Raw genomic sequence first — 19,720 nt, forward strand, 5'->3', positions numbered from 1 at the left:
CGGTGTACCGCCGCGACGAAAGCGATGCCCAGCGCCACCACCAGGAACTGCAGGTCGCGGCCGGCATCCACTCCGCGCTGGATGCCAACCGTTTCCGCCTGTTCGCGCAGGAGATCCGCGCGCTGCAGGATGACAGCGCGCCAGRCAGCCATATCGAGATACTGGTGCGGATGGTCGACGAACAGGGCAAGCTGGTCATGCCGGGGGCGTTCATCCCCGCCGCCGAGCGCTACGACCTGATGGGCCACGTGGACCGCTGGGTGATCCACCACGTGCTAAGCGAATTCGGCGAGCGCCTGGCCGCGGTGCCCTCGCTCACGGTGGCCATCAACCTGTCCGCCAACTCGCTGGGCGAGCCCTTCCTGCTGCCGTTCCTGCATGCGGAGCTGCACGAATCGGTGCTGCCGGCCACCCGGATCCAGCTGGAGATCACCGAGACCGCGCTGATCAACAACATGGCGGCGGCCAATCGCCTGGTGACCGAAATGCGCACCGCCGGCTGCACCGTCGCGCTGGACGACTTCGGCGCGGGCCTGTCCTCGTTCTCCTATCTCAAGCAGTTCCCGGTCGACTACCTCAAGATCGACGGCAGCTTCATCCGGCATCTCGCCGGCAGCGCGGTGGACCGCGAGATCGTCAGCTCCATCAACGACATCGGCCATCGCCTGGGCATGCTCACGGTGGCCGAATCCGTGGAGGACGAACTGACCCTGCAGGCTTTGCGCGCCATCGGCGTGGATTACGCCCAGGGCTATGTGATCGGGCGGCCGATGCCGCTGGAACAGTTCCTGGAAAGCTGCCCGACCCAGCCGGTGAATAACGGCTAGATCACTCGCGCGGATGGGTTGCCGGCGGCTCACACGCCGCCACATGCCCCCTTCACCACTTGTCACCCGTGATCGCGTTCGGATTTCCGAACGCGATTTGCGCCAGCACGCACGGAAAACCGAACCGCGCGCCGGGATCACATTAATTTCCCCTTGTTTTTCAGTGGCTTAGCCGGTGCCGGCGGCGCCGCTGGCCTGGCACGCCTCGTGCGAGGTATGCGCCCGCCCCAAGTGGCGATACAGGTTGACGGTCGGCTCCCCCGCGCCGCCCCGAGCCAAAAACAATGGAGGAAACATTGTCAGACCCCGCCTTGCCAATCTTGCCCGCCAGCGCGGCGGGCACCGGGCACGCACTGCCCCGCTGATCGGCTGGCCCCCGGATGCCAGGCTCGCCTGGATTCCCGGACGCCCCGATTCGCTGATTTTCCCGGCTGAGGCCGTATGGCGCCCCCCCCCAAGGACCGCGGCGCCATGCCAGAAGGCTGCCAGCCACCCCCCGCAAAATAGCCGTCCGGCCACTGGCTGGACGCATCGGCCTGAATTCTGATGAAACTGAACCGACTGCCCACCCTGATTTTCATTGCGATGCTGCTCGGCGTGCTGGCCGGCACGGCGGCCCACAACCTGGCTCCTGACCCTGCCGCGGCCAAATCCATCGCCAACAACCTGTCCATCCTCACCGATGTATTCCTGCGCATGATCAAGATGATCATCGGGCCGCTGGTGTTCGCCACCCTGGTCAGCGGCATCGCCAGCATGGGCGACGGCAGGGCTGTCGGACGCATCGGCATGAAGGCGATGGCATGGTTTATCGCCGCCTCCATCACCTCGCTGCTGCTGGGCCTGTTGATGGCCAATGTGCTGCGGCCGGGCGACGGGATGAACCTGGCGCTGCCGGCGGCCGATGCCGCCTCCAACCTGAAGACCGGGGCGCTCAACCTGCGCGATTTCATCTCGCACATGTTCCCCAAGAGCTTCGTCGAGGCCATGGCCACCAATGAGATCCTGCAGATCGTGGTGTTCTCGCTGTTCTTCGGCTTTGCGCTCGGCACGCTCAAGGACGGCGTGGGCAAACCCGTGCTGGCCGGCATCGAGGGCCTCTCGCACGTGATGCTGAAGATCACCAACTACGTGATGGCCTTCGCCCCGGTCGGCGTATTCGGCGCGGTCGCGGCGGTGATCACCGCCGAAGGCCTGGGCGTGCTGGTCGTGTACGCCAAGCTGCTGGGCGCGGTCTACCTGTCGCTGGCGCTCCTGTGGGTGGCGCTGATCGCCGGGGGCTACTACTTCCTGGGCCGCGATGTGTTCCGCCTGCTCAAGATGGTGCGCGCGCCGCTGATGATCGGTTTCGCCACCGCCAGCAGCGAATCGGCCTACCCGAAGGTGATCGAGCAACTGGGCCGCTTTGGCGTCAAGGAGCGCATCACCGGCTTCGTGCTGCCGCTGGGCTACTCGTTCAACCTGGACGGCTCGATCATGTACACCTCCTTCGCCGCGCTGTTCGTGGCGCAGGTGTACGGCATCCACCTGTCGCTCTCGCAACAGATCACCATGCTGCTGGTGCTGCTGGTCACCAGCAAGGGCATCGCCGGCGTGCCGCGCGCCTCGCTGGTGGTGGTCGCCGCCGTGCTGCCGATGTTCGGCCTGCCTGAAGCGGGCATCCTGCTGGTGCTGGGCATCGACCATGTGCTGGACATGGGCCGCACCGTTACCAATGTGCTTGGCAATGCCATTGCCACAACCGTCGTCGCCAAAAGCGAAGGCGCCATCGGCGCGCCGGTGCCCGAAGAAGCGGATGAACCCGCTGCCGACGGCAACCGCGGCCTGACACCCGTTCAGGTCCTGGCCGGCAAGTAACACTGCCAGCGCGCCAAGGCCCGGCCACCGATCAGGTGGCCGGGCCTTTTTGCTTTCAGGCGCCCGGATTGCGCGGTGTGGTAAAAGACGGGGTTGCCGCGGGCGCCGCCACTGCACTTTTGCACGCGTGCGCTTTTTCCCGCGCCTCGTCTTAACCCGTCGGGTTCATTGCCCGCGATTCATCGCCCGCTTATCCGCGCCCGAGATTCTTCGCCTTCGCTTTGCGCATTCCGCCCGCCCCATGACCGGCCCACTCCCCTCGCACGCACCACCGCAAGGTGCCCAGCAAGCCACCCCGCCCCGCGCCGGCCGCCTGCGTCAGTGGATACCGCTGTTGGCGATGCTGGCCCTGGCGGCGCTGGTCGGGCTGGCCGGCTCGCTGGGCTACCGCTACAGCTACGACAACGCGCTGGCTCGCCAGAGCGAACGCGGCCAGGTGCAATTGCGCCTGTACGGCCAGGCCTTGACGAGCGAGCTGGCACGCTACGACTACGTGCCCAGCCTGCTCTCGCTGGACGACAAGATCGACGCCCTGCTGGCCCGCCCCGGCGACGCGGCGCGGGTCGATGCAGCCAACCATTACCTGGCCGCCATCAACGCCCGCGCCGGCACCCGCGCGGTGTTCGTGCTCGATGCGCGCGGCCGCGTGCTCGCCACCAGCAACTGGCAGCGTCCCGACAGCTACCTCGGCGAAGACCTGAGCTTCCGGCCCTACTTCCGCGACGCTGTCGATGGCCAGCTCGGCCGTTTCTACGGGGTCGGCACCACCCGCAGCGAGTCCGGCTACTACCTGTCCGCGCCACTGGGCGACCGTAGCCGCCCGATTGGCGTGGCGGTGGTCAAGGTCGGCCTGGAGCCCCTGGAGAACCGCTGGCAAGGCGCCGATACCCAGATGCTGCTGACCGACGAGAACGGCGTGGTGATCCTGGCTTCCGACCCCTCCCTGAAACTAACCACGATCAAACCGCTCGCGCCCGAACTGCGCGAGCGGCTGCTGCGCAACCTGCAATACAACCGCGCCACGCTGCCCCCGCTGGAGCTGACGCCGGTGCGCAAGCTGTCCGACAGCGACGCCCTGGTGCGCCTGCGGCGCGGCCCGCCCATGCTCTCGCAGGAGGCCGAACTGGTAGGCACCGACTGGCACCTGACGCTGCTATCGAATACCTCCCAGGCGCGCGTTGCCGCGCTCAACACGGCCGCGCTGGCGGGCGTGCTGACTGCCTTCGTACTGCTGCTGGGCGCGGCGTGGAATGTGCGCCGGCGCATCGCCGGCGAGCGGCTGGCCGCACGCGCCGCGCTGGAGGCCGCCAACGGCGAACTCGAACGCAAGGTGGCGGAACGCACGGCCGACCTGTCCGCCGCCAACCAGCAGTTGCAGGCGGAAGTCGGCGAGCGCATCCGCGCCGAGGCAACCCTGCGCCAGGCCCAGGACGGGCTGCTGCAGGCCGGCAAGCTGGCCGCCGTGGGGCAGATGTCGACCGGCATCGCCCACGAACTCAACCAGCCGCTGGCGGCCCTGCGCACACTGTCGGGCAATACCCAGAAATTCCTGGAGCGCGGCGACACCGCCACCGCGCAGGCCAACCTCGGCACCATCATCGGCCTGGTGGAACGCATGGGGCGCATCACCGGCGCGCTCAAGTCGTTCGCGCGCAAGCCCGGCAACGGCGGGCGCGCGGCGCAGCTGGACGACGCCGTCGACAACGCCCTGTTCCTGCTCGATACGCGCCTGCAGGCAGTGCATCCCGAGCTGGTCCGGCAGATCGAGCCGGGCCTGGTGGTGGCGTGCGACCCCAACCGGCTGGAGCAGGTGCTGGTCAACCTGATCGGCAATGCGCTCGATGCGCTTGCCGGCAACGCCGCTCCGCGCCTGGAACTGCGCAGCCACCTGGCCGGCGGCAAGCTGCGCCTGACCATTCGCGACAACGGCCCCGGGCTGTCCGAGGAAGCCTTCGCACGCCTGTTCGAGCCGTTCTTCACCACCAAGCCGGCAGGACAGGGACTGGGCCTGGGCCTGACGCTGTCGGCCGGCATCCTGGACGAGTTTGGCGGCAGCCTCGACGCCAGCAATCACCCCGACGGCGGCGCCTGCTTCACGCTGGTGCTGCCGCTGGCCAGGCCGCAAACGCCGCAAACGCCGCAGACGCCGCATACGAACAAGGAGAGTAGCCATGGCGGCTAGCCCGACGGGCCTGACCGTACTGATCGTCGAGGACGATCCCGATGTGCGCCTGGGCTGCGAGCAGGCCCTGCGCCTTGAAGGCATCCCCACGCGCGCCGTGGCCAGCGCCGAAGCCGCGCTGCGCGAAGTCGGCGACGGTTTTCCCGGCGTGGTGATCAGCGATATCCGCCTGCCCGGCATCGACGGCATGGCGCTGCTCAACGCGCTCCGGGCGCGCGACGACGAGTTGCCGGTGGTCATGGTGACGGGCCACGGCGATGTGAACCTGGCCGTGCAGGCGATGAAGGCGGGCGCCTACCATTTTCTCGAGAAACCGTTCTCGCCGGAGCGGCTGGTCGAAGTCGCGCAGCGTGCCCTGGAAAAGCGCCGGCTGGTGCTGGAAGTTGCCGAACTGCGCCGCAAGCTGGCCGGGCGCGATACGCTGGATGCGCGCCTGATCGGGCATTCGCCATCCATCGAACGCCTGCGCAAGCTGATCGCCGACCTGGCCGATACCGCCGCCAACGTGCTGATCCACGGCGAAACCGGCACCGGCAAGGAACTGGTGGCGCGTTGCCTGCACGAAGCCAGCTCGCGCCGCGCGCGCCACTTCGTCGCCATCAATTGCGGCGGGCTGCCCGAGCAGTTGTTCGAGAGCGAGATCTTCGGCCACGAAGCCGGGTCGTTTACGGGCGCGGCGCGGCGCCGCATCGGCAAGATCGAACACGCCGAAGGCGGCACGCTCTTCCTCGACGAGATCGAGAGCATGCCGATGCAGATGCAGATCAAGCTGCTGCGCGTGCTGCAGGAGCGCGTGGTGGAGCGGCTCGGGTCCAACACGCCGGTGCCGGTCAATACCCGCGTGGTGGCGGCCACCAAGGCGGACCTGAAGGCGCTGTCCCAGGCCGGGCAGTTTCGTGCCGACCTTTATTACCGCCTCAATGTGGTGACGCTGGAACTGCCGCCGCTGCGCGAGCGGCGCGAGGATGTGCCGCCGCTGTTCGAGCATTTCGTCGCACAGGCGGCGCTGCGGTTCGAGCGCGAGGCCCTGCCCGCCACTCCGACGGAGCTGGCCGCGCTGATGGCCTATCCGTGGCCGGGCAATGTGCGGGAACTGCGCAACCTGGCCGAGCGGCATGTGCTGGGGCTGGGATGCAACCCGAACCAGGGGACGGCGGAGCCTGCGGCGCTGCCGCTGGCGCAAGCGGTGGAGCAGTTCGAGCGGGCCATGATTGCCGAGGCCATGCGCCGGCACGAGGGGAATCTGAGCCGGGCCAGCGATGCGCTGGGGATTGCCAAGACCACCTTGTTCGATAAGGTGCGAAAGTACAAGCTCTGAAGGCTGGCCAGCCTCGGGGGCGACTGAACTGCACCTGCACCTGCACCTGCAATTGCATCTCCCCTGGCCTCTCTGCTCTTCGCCGCGCTCCCTCGGTGTTCCCGTCACTCCGCTATGTGATTTGCCGCACCGAAGCGGCGCGTGCGCCGCGCCAACATAGGCTCACCCCTTCCCGCGCGCCTTCTTGTCCTCGCGACGGCTGGCGCGGCYGGTGCGGGGCGACGCCTGGCTTGCTGCCGGGACAGGCGGCCGCGGTGCAGGCCCGTACCGCAGTCGCCTCCTTTTTGCACGCGGGCCCCGCCGCACCGGAGAAAACGTCCCCGGTGCGGCGGCGGCAAATCCCGGGCTGCGCGTAGTTGCCGGAGGAGTCATTTCTAGCATTCGTGTTGCATCTGGCGATCTCGCCTTTCCCGCCGCTTGCCAGGAAACGCCGCGCGCCGCTGGCGATCCTGTCTGCCAGGCGGCTGCGCCTCAGATGTCTGCAATGTTTGCGATGAATTCCGCGGCGCACGTGTCTGCCAAAACGCTTCGATATGCGTTTAAAGCCAGAAGTGGGAGCGTTCGAGGCGATTTCGAAATATTTGCCAAGCCGTCTGGCAGCTTATGTTCGTTAGCGCATATGATTGGACCCCGGCTCTTCCGTTGGGAGAAGATGGCACCTGTGACACAGATCACGCCATTGCAAGGTCGAGGAGCGCCTGCGCTCCCGCCGCCCGATTTACCGGGCCAAGCCAAGCTAGAGGCTGAATGGTGCCGGCAGACAACTGTCGTCGTTGCATGCGTTGTCTCATAGCCAGGGTCCAAACCGGCGCGGGAGGTTCGCGCCGTCGCTGCGTGTTTATCTTGCAGTGCGGTGTTATTAGTTAACGGGTGAACGGATGAAACTGGATTCAGAACTGGCTGAGAAGCCTTACTACAGCACGCGTACCGCCGCGAAGCTGCTCAATGTGTCATTGGGCACGGTGCAGAAGATGGTGGAACGCGGCGAACTCGGAGCCTGGAAGACCAACGGCGGCCACCGCCGCATACACAAGGAGACGGTGCATCGCCTGCTGGCCACGCGCGTGGGGCAGGAACTGCCATCGGTGCATGAACTCGACCTKGTGGTGTTYCACCCGAAYCACCAGGAAGCGCAGCGCATCCACGCGCAACTCGGCAAATGGGGCCTGCCCCTCAAAAGCGTGGTGGTGGAGGACGTGGTGGATACCATCATTACTTCGGTCAGCCAGCATCCGCGCGTGGTGCTGTACTACGTGGAAGAACTCAGCGATGCCGAGTCGGCCACCATCGAGAAGCTGCAGAATTTCTTTGCCCGCCAGAATGTCATCTTTGCCGTGATCACCAACCGGCAAGCCTATGACGGCGTGGCCGACGCACTGCAGCAATGGGGCATCATGGTTTTCCTGAAGACGCCCTCGCTGGAAGAAGTCAAAGGCTTCCTGCGCGCCCAGCTGATGATGACCCGCGGCGCCGCAGGCTGATCCTCCCAGGCATCGCGCAGGCCGCTGCCCGGCGCAGTGGCCCGGCCATCATCCGGCCGCCCGGCTTGCCTGGCCCGCTACCCGCGGGCGTGGCCCCGCCCCATGCCGCACGCTTTTACGCCGCAGTTTCGTGACCGAACGACTGCGGCGTTTTTGCGTGTGCGCTCTCAGGCCAGCGCCACGAGCGGTTCCCGTTCGGGTTGCTGCGCCGCCGCATCCATCATCCAGCCGTAGAGATTACGAGGATCCGGCGGCATCGCCACCAGTTCGACATGGCCGCCCCGGTGATGTGCGTGCGCCGCGGCGTATAGCCAGCGCAGCGCAGCGTAGTCCTCCAGCGCAAACCCCACCGAGTCAAACACCGTCACCTGCCCCATCTCGGTGCGCCCCGGCGCGCGGCCCGACAGGATCTCCCATAGCTCCGTCACCGGCGTATCCGGCGGAAGCTGCTGGATCTCGCCTTCGATGCGGGTCTGCGGCGCGTACTCCACCACGATGCGCGCCTGGCGCAGGATGTCCGGGTGCAGTTCGGTCTTGCCCGGGCAATCGCCGCCCACCGCGTTGATATGCGCGCCTGCCGGGACCAGGTCGGGGGTGAGGATGGTGGCGCGCGTCTTGTCGGCGGTCACCGTGCTGACGATATCCGCGCCCTGCACCGCCGCACGCACGGAGTCCACCGGCACTACCTTCAGCCCGTGCACGCCGGCCAGGTTGCGCGCCAGCCGCGCTGTCGCGGCAGGGTCGATGTCGTAGGCGCGAATCTCGCGGATACCCACCATGCCGTGGAAGGCCAGTGCCTGGAACTCCGCCTGCGCGCCATTGCCGATCAGCGCCAGCGTGGCGGCGCCCGGCCGCGCCATCGCCTGCGCTGCCAGCGCGGAGGTGGCGGCGGTGCGCAGCGCGGTCGCCAGGGTCATGTCGCACAACAGCAAGGGAAAGCCGCTCGCCACCTCGGCCAGCACGCCGAAGGCCATTACCGTTGGCATGGCGTTCTGCGCGTTGCGCGGATGGCCGTTGACGTACTTGAACGCATACTGCACGCCGTCGCTCACCGGCATCAGCTCGATCACGCCGTCGACCGAGTGCGAAGCCAGGCGCGCGGATTTATCGAATGCGTCCCAGCGCGCGAAGTCCTGGCGGATATGGTGCGCCATCTGCGCGATGGCGTTGGCAACGCCCGTCTCGCGCACCAGCGCCGCGACATCGGCGGCGTCCAGAAAGCGGGTCATGGCGATCTCCTTCATGGTGTTCTCCCTGTGTGGTTCGGTCCTGTTCCGTTCTTCTTGCCGGGCACCAGGCCTCATGCCTCATGCGGCGACCGCGGCCTGCGCGGCGCCGTCGGCCACACCGCCCGCCTGGACCGCCGTACTGGTGCGATCGAGTCGCAGCGTCATGCAGTAGGCGCCGCCGCCGGAGAGCATGTACGGCGACAGGTCCACCTCGCGCAACTGATAGCCGCGCTGCCCCAGCTCGGCGCGCAGGTGCGGTGTGGTGCGCGTCATCACCACCTGGTCGTGCAGGTTGACCGCATTGACGCTGAAATGGCGCAGGTCGTCCTCGCTCGCCTCGATGCGCAGGCTGGCCGGCACGCGCTCGCGCAGCGTGCGCAGCGCATCCTGGGTAAAGGCAGGCGGATAGTAGAGAATCTCCCCGCCGGACAGCGGGCAGAAACACACGTCGAGGTGATAGCTTTGCTCGGTGGCCAGTTCCAGCGCCACCACTTCGCGCCCGAACTCGCTGGCCATCACATCGGCCGCAGCGCGCGACGAGCGCGGGCCGAAGCCGGCCCAGAAGTGGCCACGCACCGCATCCCAGATACAGTCGCCGGCGCCTTCCTGGTAGCAGCCCTCGGGCAGCAGGCTGATGGAGTCGATCAGGCCGCGCTCGCGCAGCCCTTCGAAGATGYGGGCAAAGGGCGCTTCCTCGCCGGCGCGTTGCGGATAGCGAAAGCGCGCCAGCACGGCGCGGCCATCCAGCACCACGGCCGCATTGGCGGGAAACACCATGTCGGGCAGGCCGGGCGCGCCGGGCGCGGTCTCCACCGCGAAGCCAGCCGCCTGCAGGGCCGCGTGCAAGGACGCGAAGGAGCGCACCGCGTCGCGGTGCATGCCACGCGGGTCGCGCGCCCAGAGGCCGGGGTCCATCCACGGGTTGATGCTGTAGGACACATCGTAGTAGGTGGGCTCGACAAGCAGGATGGTGGGCTGGTTGGTCACGCTGGCTCCTTTGGGATGGTTGGTTGCGGGGTCAGTGAATGACTGCATTCTGGTGCAGTGCGGCGCTAACTAAAAGCCAGCAAATTGTGCAATTTGCTTGCCGCGCTTCTCAAATCGCCAGCTAAAATTAGCGAATCGCCAACCACGAAGCGTGCCTCGTCAAAGCGACGCACAGGAACCCCATGGACGACACCGACCGCCAGTTGCTCGCCCTGCTGCGCGACAACGCCCGCATGCCGGCTACCGCGCTCGCCAAGGCGCTGCGCGTCTCGCGCGCCACCGTGCAGAACCGCATCGACAAACTGGAAAAGGAAGGGCTGATTGTTGGCTATACGGTGCGGCTGAAGCCGGAAGCCGAGGCGCACCGCATCCGTGCCTGGATGACCATCGCCGTGGAAGGCAACAAAGCCCGCGCGGTGCTGCAGGCGCTGCGCGGCGAACCGAACGTGCAGGCCATGCACACCACCAACGGGCGCTGGGACATCATTGCCGAGCTGCGCGCGGATTCGCTGGAAGCGTTCGACCGCACGCTGGACCGCATCCGCCTGATTGACGGCATCGCCGCGACGGAGACCAGCATCCTGCTGTCCAGTTACAAGTTGTGAAGGTGCGCCTTCAGCGTCTTCAGCGCCGTCATGCCGCGGCACCGCGCAGGCGCTCGCGCCGGGTCTCCTCATGCAGCACCTGGCCGCTGGGGCGCAGCAGGTCGCGCAGCGAGACCACGCCGACCAGCCGCATGGACTCCGGGTCCGCCACCACAGGCAGGCGGCTGACGCCGAGTTCAGCCATGCGCCCGGCCGCAATGCGCGCGGTCTGCGCCGGCAGCAGCACCTGGTGCGGCTGCAGCGGCGCCATCAGCGTGCGCCCTGTCTGCATGGATGCCTCGCGCCCGCGCAGGGCATTGCGCTCCAGCATGCCGACCACACGCCCCCCGCACACCACGGGATAGCCGCGATGCGGCGCGTGCTCGCCGAAATGCTGCCGCCACAGCGCGCCGACCGGCTGCTCGCCATCCACGCTCAGCACGGCAGTGGTCATCAGGTCGGCAACGTGCTGGCGCTCCAGCGGATCGACGCCGTACTCGCGGTAGATATGCAGGCCGCGGCGCGCGATCTTTTCCGTCATGATCGAGCGCTTCATGGTCAGCACCGTGAATCCGTGCGCCACGGCCGTGGTCAGCAACAGCGGCAGCAAGGCATTGCTGTCATGGGTCAGGCCAAAGGCAAAGACGATGGCGGTCAGCGGCGCGCCAAGCACGCTGCCCAGCACGCCCGCCATGCACACCAGCGCCCATAGCTCGGGCGAGCCGCCGGGCAGCAGCGGCGCCAGCGCCACACCGAGGCCCGCGCCCAACATCAGCAGCGGTGCCAGCACGCCGCCGGAGGTGCCCGAGCCCAGCGCGGCGACCCAGATGATCGCCTTGACCGTCAGCAACGCCACCACCACGCCGATCGCCATCCTGTTATGCAGCAGGTCGGCAATCACGTCATAGCCCACACCCAGCGCGCGCGGCTCGAAAAAGCCACCGATGCCTACCGCCAGCCCGCCGATCGCCGGCCACCACATCCAGTGCAGCCTGAGCTTCGAGAACTGGTCCTCGGTGCGGTACAGCGCCAGCGTCAGCAAGGCGCCCAGCACGCCGCAAAGCAGACCCGCGATCACGCATGAGCCCAGCGCCGTCGTTGTGGCCGGCTGGGTATGCAGGGCGAACAAGGGGCCGGGTTCGAACACCCACGGGCGCAGGAAGCCCGCCACCGCGCACGCCAGTGCGACCGGCAGCAGGCTGCGCGGGCGCAGTTCGAACAGCAACAACTCCACCGCCAGCAGCACCGCCGCCACCGGCGTGCCGAAGATCGCCGTCATCCCTGCGCACGCACCCGCCACCAGCAGCGTCTTGCGCTCGGCCGCCGTGAGATGGAGATACTGCGCCAGCAGCGAAGCGATCGAGCCGCCGGTCATGATGATCGGCCCTTCCGCGCCGAACGGCCCGCCGCTGCCGATCACGATACCCGAGGACAGCGGCTTGAGCACGGCCACCCGCGGCGACATCTTGCTCTTGCCGAACAGCACCGCCTCGATGGCCTCCGGAATGCCATGGCCGCGGATCTTGTCGCTGYCGTAGCGTGCCATCAGCCCGACCAGCAAACCGCCGATCACCGGCACCGCGATCACCCACGGCCCCAGCGCATGCTGCGCCGGCGAGCGGTCCGCCAGCGACAGCGTCTGGTAGAAAAACAGATTGGTGAAGAACCGGATCAGGTTCAGCAGGAGCACCGCCGCCGCCGTGCTGATGGCGCCGATGACGGGTGCCAGCGCAGCTAGCAAGAGCAGACGGCGGCTGACCGAATAATCGCGTTTTTCAAAGTGCATGGTGAGGCTCGTGCAAAGGGCGGGGGTGCAGCGCGGATCGGCTGTGGACCGTTTTCCGCCGGAAACGAAATGTATCACGTCATGATATATTTGCGCGCTGGATGACGGGATGTGATCGCAAGACGGGAAGGCTGCACTTTGGCCTCCTTTTCCTGCTTTGCCCTTCTCCGCTTTCCGCCTTTCCGCATTTCCGCCCCCACCAACATCAGGCCCAGAACCGATGCCCCCATCCCAGGCCCATTCCCCAGCCGGCTTCCAGCCGGAGCGCGCACGCGCGTGGCTGCGCGCGTTTGTTCCCACGCCGATCGCCGCAGGCAAGCGCGAGCGCGTCAAAAGCTGTCTTGGCGCCCTGCTTGGCCTGTTGATGACGGAATGGATCAGCCATCACCTGCTTGGCGGCTTCAACCCCTGGTTCGTCGCACCGATGGGCGCCTCCGCCGTGCTCCTGTTCGCGGTGCCGGCGAGCCCGCTGGCGCAGCCGTGGTCCATCATCGGCGGCAACCTGGTGGCGGCGCTGATCGGCGTAGCCTGCGCCCGCTGGATTCCCGGACAGGGGCTGGCCGCCGCCGTGGCGGTAGCACTGGCCATCGTCGTCATGTTCCAGCTGCATTGCGTGCACCCGCCCAGCGGCGCGGTGGCGATCACCGCGGTGTTTGGCGGCCCCGCGGTGACGCAGCTTGGCTTTGGCTTCGTGGTGGTGCCGGTGGCGGTCAACTCGATGCTGTTGCTGCTGGTGGCGCTGCTGTTCAACAACCTGCTGCGGCGGCGCTATCCGCACCGGCCGGCCGAGCACGCCAACCCGCACCGCACCGCCGATCCGCTGCCGAGCGAGCGCGTGGGTTTCAACCGGAGCGACCTTGACGAAGTACTGAAGGCACGCGGCGAATTCCTCGACATCGAGGAAGACGATCTGGAGGAAATCCTGGTGGCCGCGCAATTGCGGGCCTATCGGCGGCGCTTTGGCGACGTGCGTTGCGCGGATATCATGTCGCGCGACATGGTGACCGTGCTGCCGGGACAGAGTGGGAGCGAAGCGCGGGCCTTGCTGCTCAGGCACGGCATCCAGGCATTGCCGGTGGTGGATGGGCAGCGACGCTTGCTTGGGATGCTCGGCCTGGCGGATCTGCTGGCCGCGCGCGCCGGGGCAGCGGGCCAGTTGCGCGCCGGCTCCGCCGACGACCTGATGCACACCGGCATGGCTACGGCCCGGCCCGAGCAGCCCATGGTGGAGCTGGCGCGAGCGTTTTCGGATGGCGGGCTGCATCAGATGCCGGTGGTGGATGCGCAGCAGCGGCTATTGGGCATCGTCACGCAATCGGACCTGATCGCTGCGTTGCTGGAGCGTGGACCGGAGCAGGTAGCGGGGTAAGCTGGCACGCGGCAGCGTGGCCGACGGGCTGGAGGGCTGGAGGGCTGGAGGGCTGGAGGGCTATCTGCGCTTCGGCGTCGTCGATGCCGTGATATTCGGCTCCCCTTCCCCCCTGCACCATGCAGCTATTCCAGACCCGTAACCCGGCGGTGGAATGGAACGGTGCTGAGCCTGGTCGGCGCGGACTTGGGCGTGCGCGCACTGCCGCGGCCACGGCCTGCCAGCGCCGGACCGCTTTCTGGCCCCGCTGGAAGATGTGTCCGCGGCATGGCATCGTGCGGCGTTCGGCGAGGGCCCGCGGCCACGGTAGCGGCCGCTTGTGTGCCGCAACGCAACATTTTCCCGCCTTGCCTGGCTGCCCGCCTCCGGCACCCCGTGCGTTTTCCTATATATTGTCGGCGTTCACGTCACACGGCAGTCCAGGAGATGCACCCGATGAATTCCGGCCAACTGATTGAAAAACTCGCTGCGATTTTCGCGCTGATCGTCCTGATCGGTGGCTCACTGCTGGTGCTCGCGCCCTTCACCACCGCGCTGCTGTGGAGCTCCATCCTGGCCTTCAGCTCGTGGTACCCCTATACCGTGCTGGCGCGCTGGCTGGGCAACCGGCGCAGCCTGGCCGCCGTGATCTGCGTGCTGCTGGCCGCCGTGATCGTGCTGGGCCCCTTTGTCTATGCCGGCGCCAGCATCTCCGCGCATATCGACGAGCTGTCCGGCCTGGCCGACCGCGTCATGGATCATGGCCTGCCGCCGTTGCCGGAATGGATCACCGGCCTGCYTTACGTGGGCAGCTACCTGCAAAACTCCTGGGACAAGCTGATCCACGCCGACTCGGAAATGGTGGCCAACCTGCGCAAGCTGATCGCGCCCGTGGGCCATGTAATACTCGGCGCGGGGCTGTCGATCGGCGCCGGGCTGGGCCAGCTGGCGCTGTCCATCGTGCTGGCGTTCTTCTTCTATACCGGCGGCGAATTCGCGGTGGCCTGGCTGCGCGCCGGCATGCGCCGCATTGCGGGCGAGCGCGCCGACTACCTGCTGGCGCTGGCCGGCAACACGGTCAAGGGCGTGGTCTACGGCGTGCTGGGCACGGCCTTCGTGCAGGCCGTGCTGGCCGGCATCGGTTTCTGGATCGCCGGCGTGCCCGGCGCCGCCATCCTCGGCTTCGTCACCTTCTTCCTGTCCGTGATCCCGGTCGGGCCGCCGCTGGTATGGATTCCCGCCGCACTGTGGCTGTATCACACCGGCTCGCTGGGTTGGGCCATTTTCATGGTGGTGTGGGGCGTGGGCGTGGTCAGCATGGCCGACAACGTCATCAAGCCCCTGCTGATCAGCAAGGGCACCAACATGCCATTGATCTGGGTGATGCTGGGCGTGTTCGGCGGTGCGCTGGCGTTTGGCTTCCTCGGTGTATTTATCGGCCCGACCCTGCTGGCGGTGGCCTACGCGCTGCTGCGCGACTGGACCATCGGCTCGGAGAACCTGCTCAACCCGCCGCCCGCGCTGGCCCAGGGCAAGCCCCTCACTACCGCCGAAGACGTGGCGGGTTCCGGCAAGGCATGAGCGACGCCTGCCGTTCCGACCCGCACCACGCAGAGCCCGCCCCGCCGGCCGACCTCAGCCGGCTGGTGGCCTGCGAATATTGCGACGCGGTCTACCAGCGCGCAGAACTGGACCCGGGCGAGCGCGCGCTGTGCCTGCGCTGCGGCGGCCAGCTCTACCGCGAAAGCTCGCGCGCCTATACCCGGCTGCTGCCGCTAGTGATGACCGCGCTGATCCTGTTCCTGGTGTCCAACGCCTATCCCATTGTCCAGATGGATCTCAAGGGCGTGCGCACCCAAACCACGCTGTGGGGCGCGGTGCAGGCGCTCTACGCGGACCATATGACGCTGGTGGCGGTCCTGGTGTTCGCCACCACCATCCTGTTTCCCCTGTCCGAGATGCTGATGATGCTTTACCTGCTGGTACCGATGGCGCGGCGCCGCATGCCGCCCGGCTTCGAGCGCATCGTGCGCGGTATCCGGCAAACCCGGCCGTGGGGCATGATCGAAGTCTTCATGATCGGCGTGCTGGTGACGCTGGTGAAGCTCTCGACCATGGCCCAGGTGCTGCCTGGTGTCGCGCTGTGGTCGTTCGCCGCGCTGGTCATCGTGCTGGCCGCGATGCTGTCGTTCGACCCGCGCGAGCTCTGGCAATACCTGGACGAGGAGCCGCCCAGATGAGCGTCCCGCCGAACGACAAGAGCGCCGGCCTCAGGGACTCCCGCCTGGCCCGCTCGCGCCGGCTCGCGGCCAACGTGGTGGCGGAACTGACCGACGACGACGAAAGCAAGCCGCTGGCGCAGGTGCCCACGGCCACCGCGATGGGCCTGCTGTCGTGCCACGCCTGCGATGCGCTCAGCCCGCGCACGCTGGAGGGCGAGCCCTGCCCGCGCTGCGGCGCCACCCTGCATCACCGCAAGCCGCAAAGCCTGACCCGCACCTGGGCCTTCCTGCTGGCAGCCTACATCCTGTATATCCCCGCCAACCTGCTGCCGGTGATGGTGACGCAGTCCATCCTCGGCACGCAGCGGGACACCATCCTGTCCGGCGTGATCTACCTGTGGCTGTCCGGCTCCAACCTGCTGGCCATCGTGGTCCTGATCGCCAGCATCGTGGTGCCGCTGCTGAAGATGATGATCCTCACCATGCTGCTGCTCTCGGTGCACTTCCGCTCGACCTGGCGGATCCGCCAGCAGACCAGGCTGTACGGACTGGTGGAAGTGATCGGCCGCTGGTCGATGCTCGATATTTTCGTGGTGGCGCTGCTGGCTTCGCTGGTGCGTGCCGGGGCGCTCGCCACCATCATCCCCGGAGCCGGCGCCGTCGCCTTCGGCTCCGTGGTGGTGCTCACCATGATGGCCTCGCTAAGTTTCGACCCCCGCCTGCTGTGGGATTCGCTGGATACAAAAGATGCCCGACCTTGATCAGTCCTCCCCCTCCTCCCCACCGCCCACGCCCGAGCGGCGGCGCCGCGCGCGCTGGCTGCCCTCGCTGGTATGGCTGATTCCGATCGTGGCGGCGGTGGTTGGCCTGTCGCTGCTGATCCGCACGCTCTCCGAGCGCGGCCCCGAAATCACGGTCACATTCCGCACCGCCGAGGGCCTGGTCCCGGGCAAGACGGCCGTGCGCTACAAGGACGTGGACATCGGCCTGGTGAAGTCGGTCCGGCTGGCGCCGGACCGCTCGCACGTGATCGCCAAGATCGACCTGACCCAGGATGCGGAGAGCTTCTCCACCAAGGACACGCGCTTCTGGGTGGTACGCCCGCGCTTTGCCACCAGCGGCATCTCCGGGCTGGAGACGCTGCTGTCCGGTGCCTATATCGGCGTTGACGCCGGCAAGTCGGAAGAGCGCGTGCGCGTGTTCACGGGCCTGGAAGTACCGCCCGCGGTCACTACCGATGCCTCCGGCAAGCAGTTCRTGCTGCGCGCCGCCGACCTCGGCTCGCTCGATATCGGCTCGCCGGTCTACTACCGCCGCGTGCAAGTGGGCCAGGTGGTGGCCTACCAGCTTGAACCCAACGGACGCGATCTCTCGCTGCGCGTGTTCGTCAACAAGCCTTACGACAAGCTGGTCACCGCCGACTCCCGCTTCTGGCATGCCAGCGGCGTGGACATCAAGCTCGATGCCGGCGGCCTCAAGATCAATACGCAATCGATGGTCACGGTGATGCTGGGGGGGGTTGCCTTCCAGGCGCCGGACGATTCCAAGGCGACCGACGCCGCCAACGAGAACACCCAGTTCCTGCTGGCCAGCGACCAGACCGAGGCCATGAAGGAGCCCGAGGAACTCGTGCCCTCGCTCGCCGTGCTCAACTTCGATCAGTCGGTGCGCGGTTTGTCGCCCGGCGCGCCGGTGGACTTCCGCGGGGTGGTGGTGGGCCAGGTGCGCTCGATCGGCATCGAATACCAGAGTGCGAAGAAGGCATTCCGCCTGCCGGTGGTGGTGGAACTGTATCCCGCGCGCATGGGCTTCCGGCCGCAGGACATCGAGGACATCAACCGGGCCCGCAACATCGTCCAGACCCTGATCAAGCGCGGCATGCGCGCGCAGTTGCGCACCGGCAACCTGCTGACGGGCCAGCTCTACGTGGCGCTCGACTTCTTCCCCAAGGCGCCGCCGGCCAGCGTCAACCTGGATGGCGCGCTGCCTGAACTGGCCACCACGCCAGGTGCCTTCGACGAATTGCAAGCCAAGCTTGGCGACATCGTCAACAAGATCGACAAGGTGCCGTTCGAACAGATCGGCCAGGACCTGCGCACGTCGATGGCGACGCTCAACGCCATGATGACCAGCGCCGACAAGCTGGTGGCGCAGCTCAATGGCGATGTGGCGCCGCAGGTGCTGGCGGCGCTGCAGGACGCGCGCAAGACGCTGAGCGCCGCCAACGGCACGCTCGCCTCCGATGCGCCGCTGCAGCAAGACACGCGCCGCATGATGCAGGAGCTGACACGCACCGCGGTGTCGCTGCGCACACTGACCGAATACCTCGAACGCCATCCCGAAGCGCTGGTGCGCGGCAAGCCGGAGAAATAATCATGACCCGCTCGAACCTGATGCTGCCCCTGTTGCCGCCGCTCGCCCTGGCCGCCGCGCTGCTGACCGGCTGCGCCTCGCCCGATCCGCGCTACTACACGCTGGCCCAGGGCCCCGACGCCACCGTGCCCGCCGCCGGACAGGCCGCCACGCCGGCGCGTGCGGCCCAGGCACAACCGGTGTGGATCGAAGTCGCGCCGGTGCGCGTGCCCGAGCGCCTGAACCGCCCGCAACTGGTCGTGCGTGACGGCAAGGACGGCGGCGAACTGAAGCTGCTGGACCTGTCGCGCTGGTCCGCGCCCCTGCCCGACGAACTGCGCGACGCACTGTCGCAGCAACTGCAAGCCAGGCTGGGCGCGGTCGATACCTACCAGCAAGGCTTGTCGGAAGTGGAACCCGTGTACCGCATCACCACCGAAGTGGTCCGCCTGGACGCCGAAGTCGGCCAGCGCGCCGGCGCCGTCATCAACTGGACCGTGCGGCGCCTGCCAGACGGCAAGGTCAACGCCGGCCGCACGCAGGCCGAGCTGCCCGCGCCGGGCGCGGTCGACGGCGTCGTGGCGGCATATCGCCAGATCGTGGCAAACACGGCGACGGACATCGCCGCCGGCGTGGAATCGCTGCGCCGCTGAACGGCCGCGAGGCGATGCGGCGGGACGCCAGTCCCGCCCTTGCCGACCTCAGTCCTCGGCCGGCGCGCCGTTCCCCCGGCAACTGCGCCGCCGCTCCGCTTCCGCCATTGCCGCCAGGCAAGCCTCGGCATCGCCTGCCACCAGCTTCACCGAACAGGCCAGCATCAGGTTCTTGCCCAGGCCGAAATCCTCCACCACGAAACCGCGCGCATCGAGCCGCTCGCCCTTGTCGCCTGTCGCCACCGCGGCGCGGTCGAGCAAGGTACCGGGATCGCTGCTGTAGCCCCAGACCGGCTTTTGCAGCGCGATGGCAAATCCCGCTTCAAACGCCGTGCCGGAATCCGGCTCACCCGGCCCGCGGAAATCGTCGAGGTTAGCCATCACCATGTCGGCGCGGCGGATCAGGTTGATGTTGGCTTCGTAGATCCAGCGGGCAGTGTCGGGGCCGGACAAGCCGGCCGGAGCGGATTTGTCGAGGGGATACAAACCTTGGAAGCCGTGCCGCGCGCAAAGCGCCTTCAGCGTCTCGCCATAGGCGATGGCGTCCTTGCGAAACACGTCGAAACCGGCGAGGTAAATGGTTTTCATTTTCAGGCGGAGATTGGTGGCTGGCGGCGCATAGCTTATCCGTTCGAGGTTAAGGTTTGAGGTTAAGTCGAAGATTCGGGATCAATGTGAACGGCTTGAGCAACGATTAGGCGTAGCTGTGTGGAACTGACATCGCCCTGGTGGGGGGGGCGCTGTTTTTTTTGTGCGGCGATGGTTATTGCACCCAACAGCCATACGACATCCGCCTGCTGGGGTGGGCGTAGTTTCTTTGAGCGGTGGTGGTATGTTGCACTCAAAGGAATACGACATCCCCCTGCGGGGGACGCCGGTCACTCTTCTTTGCTT

At 67.3% G+C, this 19,720-nt stretch carries 16 protein-coding genes; 12 read left to right on the forward strand and 4 right to left on the reverse strand.

Annotated features, from left to right (window positions below; genetic code table 11):
• From AC1DKD_RS24060 to AC1DKD_RS24080, 5 genes are all read left to right on the forward strand, one after another.
• Positions 1–827: EAL domain-containing protein (locus AC1DKD_RS24060; RefSeq protein ID WP_477143791.1), on the forward strand; the 827-nt coding region annotated here is incomplete at its 5' end.
• Positions 828–1,373: 546 nt separating this feature from the next.
• Positions 1,374–2,684: a dicarboxylate/amino acid:cation symporter gene (locus tag AC1DKD_RS24065; protein WP_441626472.1), complete on the forward strand. Its 1,311-nt coding sequence runs from the start codon at positions 1,374–1,376 to the stop codon at positions 2,682–2,684.
• A 241-nt stretch (positions 2,685–2,925) separates the two neighbouring features.
• A complete protein-coding gene (locus AC1DKD_RS24070) occupies positions 2,926–4,866 on the forward strand; it encodes a sensor histidine kinase (RefSeq protein ID WP_441626474.1) in 1,941 nt (646 codons plus the stop codon).
• The gene (locus AC1DKD_RS24075) at positions 4,856–6,184 is read left to right on the forward strand and encodes a sigma-54-dependent transcriptional regulator (protein WP_045239222.1); all 1,329 of its coding nucleotides are present in this window, start codon (positions 4,856–4,858) and stop codon (positions 6,182–6,184) included. Before AC1DKD_RS24070 ends, AC1DKD_RS24075 begins: the two co-directional genes overlap by 11 nt.
• Positions 6,185–7,062: 878 nt before the next feature.
• On the forward strand, positions 7,063–7,665 hold the full coding sequence (locus AC1DKD_RS24080) for a helix-turn-helix domain-containing protein (protein WP_045239223.1): 603 nt from the start codon (positions 7,063–7,065) through the stop codon (positions 7,663–7,665).
• 167 nt (positions 7,666–7,832) lie between these two features.
• Here AC1DKD_RS24080 and AC1DKD_RS24085 read toward each other — a convergent pair whose 3' ends face one another.
• Both AC1DKD_RS24085 and AC1DKD_RS24090 read right to left on the reverse strand, forming a co-directional pair.
• Positions 7,833–8,909 (reverse strand): ornithine cyclodeaminase, encoded by a 1,077-nt coding sequence (locus AC1DKD_RS24085; protein ID WP_441626477.1) that lies wholly within the window; start codon positions 8,907–8,909, stop codon positions 7,833–7,835.
• 63 nt (positions 8,910–8,972) lie between these two features.
• Entirely contained in the window at positions 8,973–9,881 is a 909-nt protein-coding gene (locus tag AC1DKD_RS24090; RefSeq protein WP_477143792.1) for a dimethylarginine dimethylaminohydrolase family protein, read from the reverse strand.
• A 182-nt stretch (positions 9,882–10,063) separates the two neighbouring features.
• On the opposite strand from AC1DKD_RS24090, the gene AC1DKD_RS24095 reads away from it, so the two are divergent.
• A complete protein-coding gene (locus AC1DKD_RS24095) occupies positions 10,064–10,486 on the forward strand; it encodes an Lrp/AsnC family transcriptional regulator (RefSeq protein WP_174426231.1) in 423 nt (140 codons plus the stop codon).
• Positions 10,487–10,514: 28 nt separating this feature from the next.
• Here the strand turns inward: AC1DKD_RS24095 and AC1DKD_RS24100 are convergent, their stop codons facing one another.
• A complete protein-coding gene (locus AC1DKD_RS24100) occupies positions 10,515–12,251 on the reverse strand; it encodes a chloride channel protein (protein ID WP_477143793.1) in 1,737 nt (578 codons plus the stop codon).
• Positions 12,252–12,471: 220 nt separating this feature from the next.
• Between AC1DKD_RS24100 and AC1DKD_RS24105 the strand changes: the two genes are divergently transcribed.
• The 6 genes from AC1DKD_RS24105 (at position 12,472) to AC1DKD_RS24130 (ending at position 18,826) form a co-directional block, all read left to right on the forward strand.
• Positions 12,472–13,620, forward strand: a complete 1,149-nt coding sequence (locus AC1DKD_RS24105) for an HPP family protein (protein ID WP_441626483.1) — start codon at positions 12,472–12,474, stop codon at positions 13,618–13,620.
• 435 nt (positions 13,621–14,055) lie between these two features.
• Positions 14,056–15,180 (forward strand): AI-2E family transporter, encoded by a 1,125-nt coding sequence (locus AC1DKD_RS24110; RefSeq protein WP_477143794.1) that lies wholly within the window; start codon positions 14,056–14,058, stop codon positions 15,178–15,180.
• Positions 15,177–15,839, forward strand: a complete 663-nt coding sequence (locus AC1DKD_RS24115) for a paraquat-inducible protein A (protein ID WP_441626487.1) — start codon at positions 15,177–15,179, stop codon at positions 15,837–15,839. Before AC1DKD_RS24110 ends, AC1DKD_RS24115 begins: the two co-directional genes overlap by 4 nt.
• Positions 15,836–16,582, forward strand: a complete 747-nt coding sequence (locus AC1DKD_RS24120) for a paraquat-inducible protein A (protein WP_441626489.1) — start codon at positions 15,836–15,838, stop codon at positions 16,580–16,582. The genes AC1DKD_RS24115 and AC1DKD_RS24120 overlap by 4 nt, the downstream gene beginning before the upstream one ends.
• Complete coding sequence (locus AC1DKD_RS24125) at positions 16,569–18,194, forward strand: PqiB family protein (RefSeq protein WP_477143795.1); 1,626 nt, start codon at positions 16,569–16,571, stop codon at positions 18,192–18,194. The genes AC1DKD_RS24120 and AC1DKD_RS24125 overlap by 14 nt, the downstream gene beginning before the upstream one ends.
• Positions 18,195–18,196: 2 nt before the next feature.
• Positions 18,197–18,826: a PqiC family protein gene (locus tag AC1DKD_RS24130; protein WP_441626493.1), complete on the forward strand. Its 630-nt coding sequence runs from the start codon at positions 18,197–18,199 to the stop codon at positions 18,824–18,826.
• Positions 18,827–18,874: 48 nt separating this feature from the next.
• Here the strand turns inward: AC1DKD_RS24130 and AC1DKD_RS24135 are convergent, their stop codons facing one another.
• Complete coding sequence (locus AC1DKD_RS24135; RefSeq protein ID WP_441626495.1) at positions 18,875–19,414, reverse strand: nucleoside 2-deoxyribosyltransferase; 540 nt, start codon at positions 19,412–19,414, stop codon at positions 18,875–18,877.
• Between the last annotated feature and the right edge of the window lie 306 nt (positions 19,415–19,720).

The organism is Cupriavidus sp. 05T313, assembly GCF_056396665.1.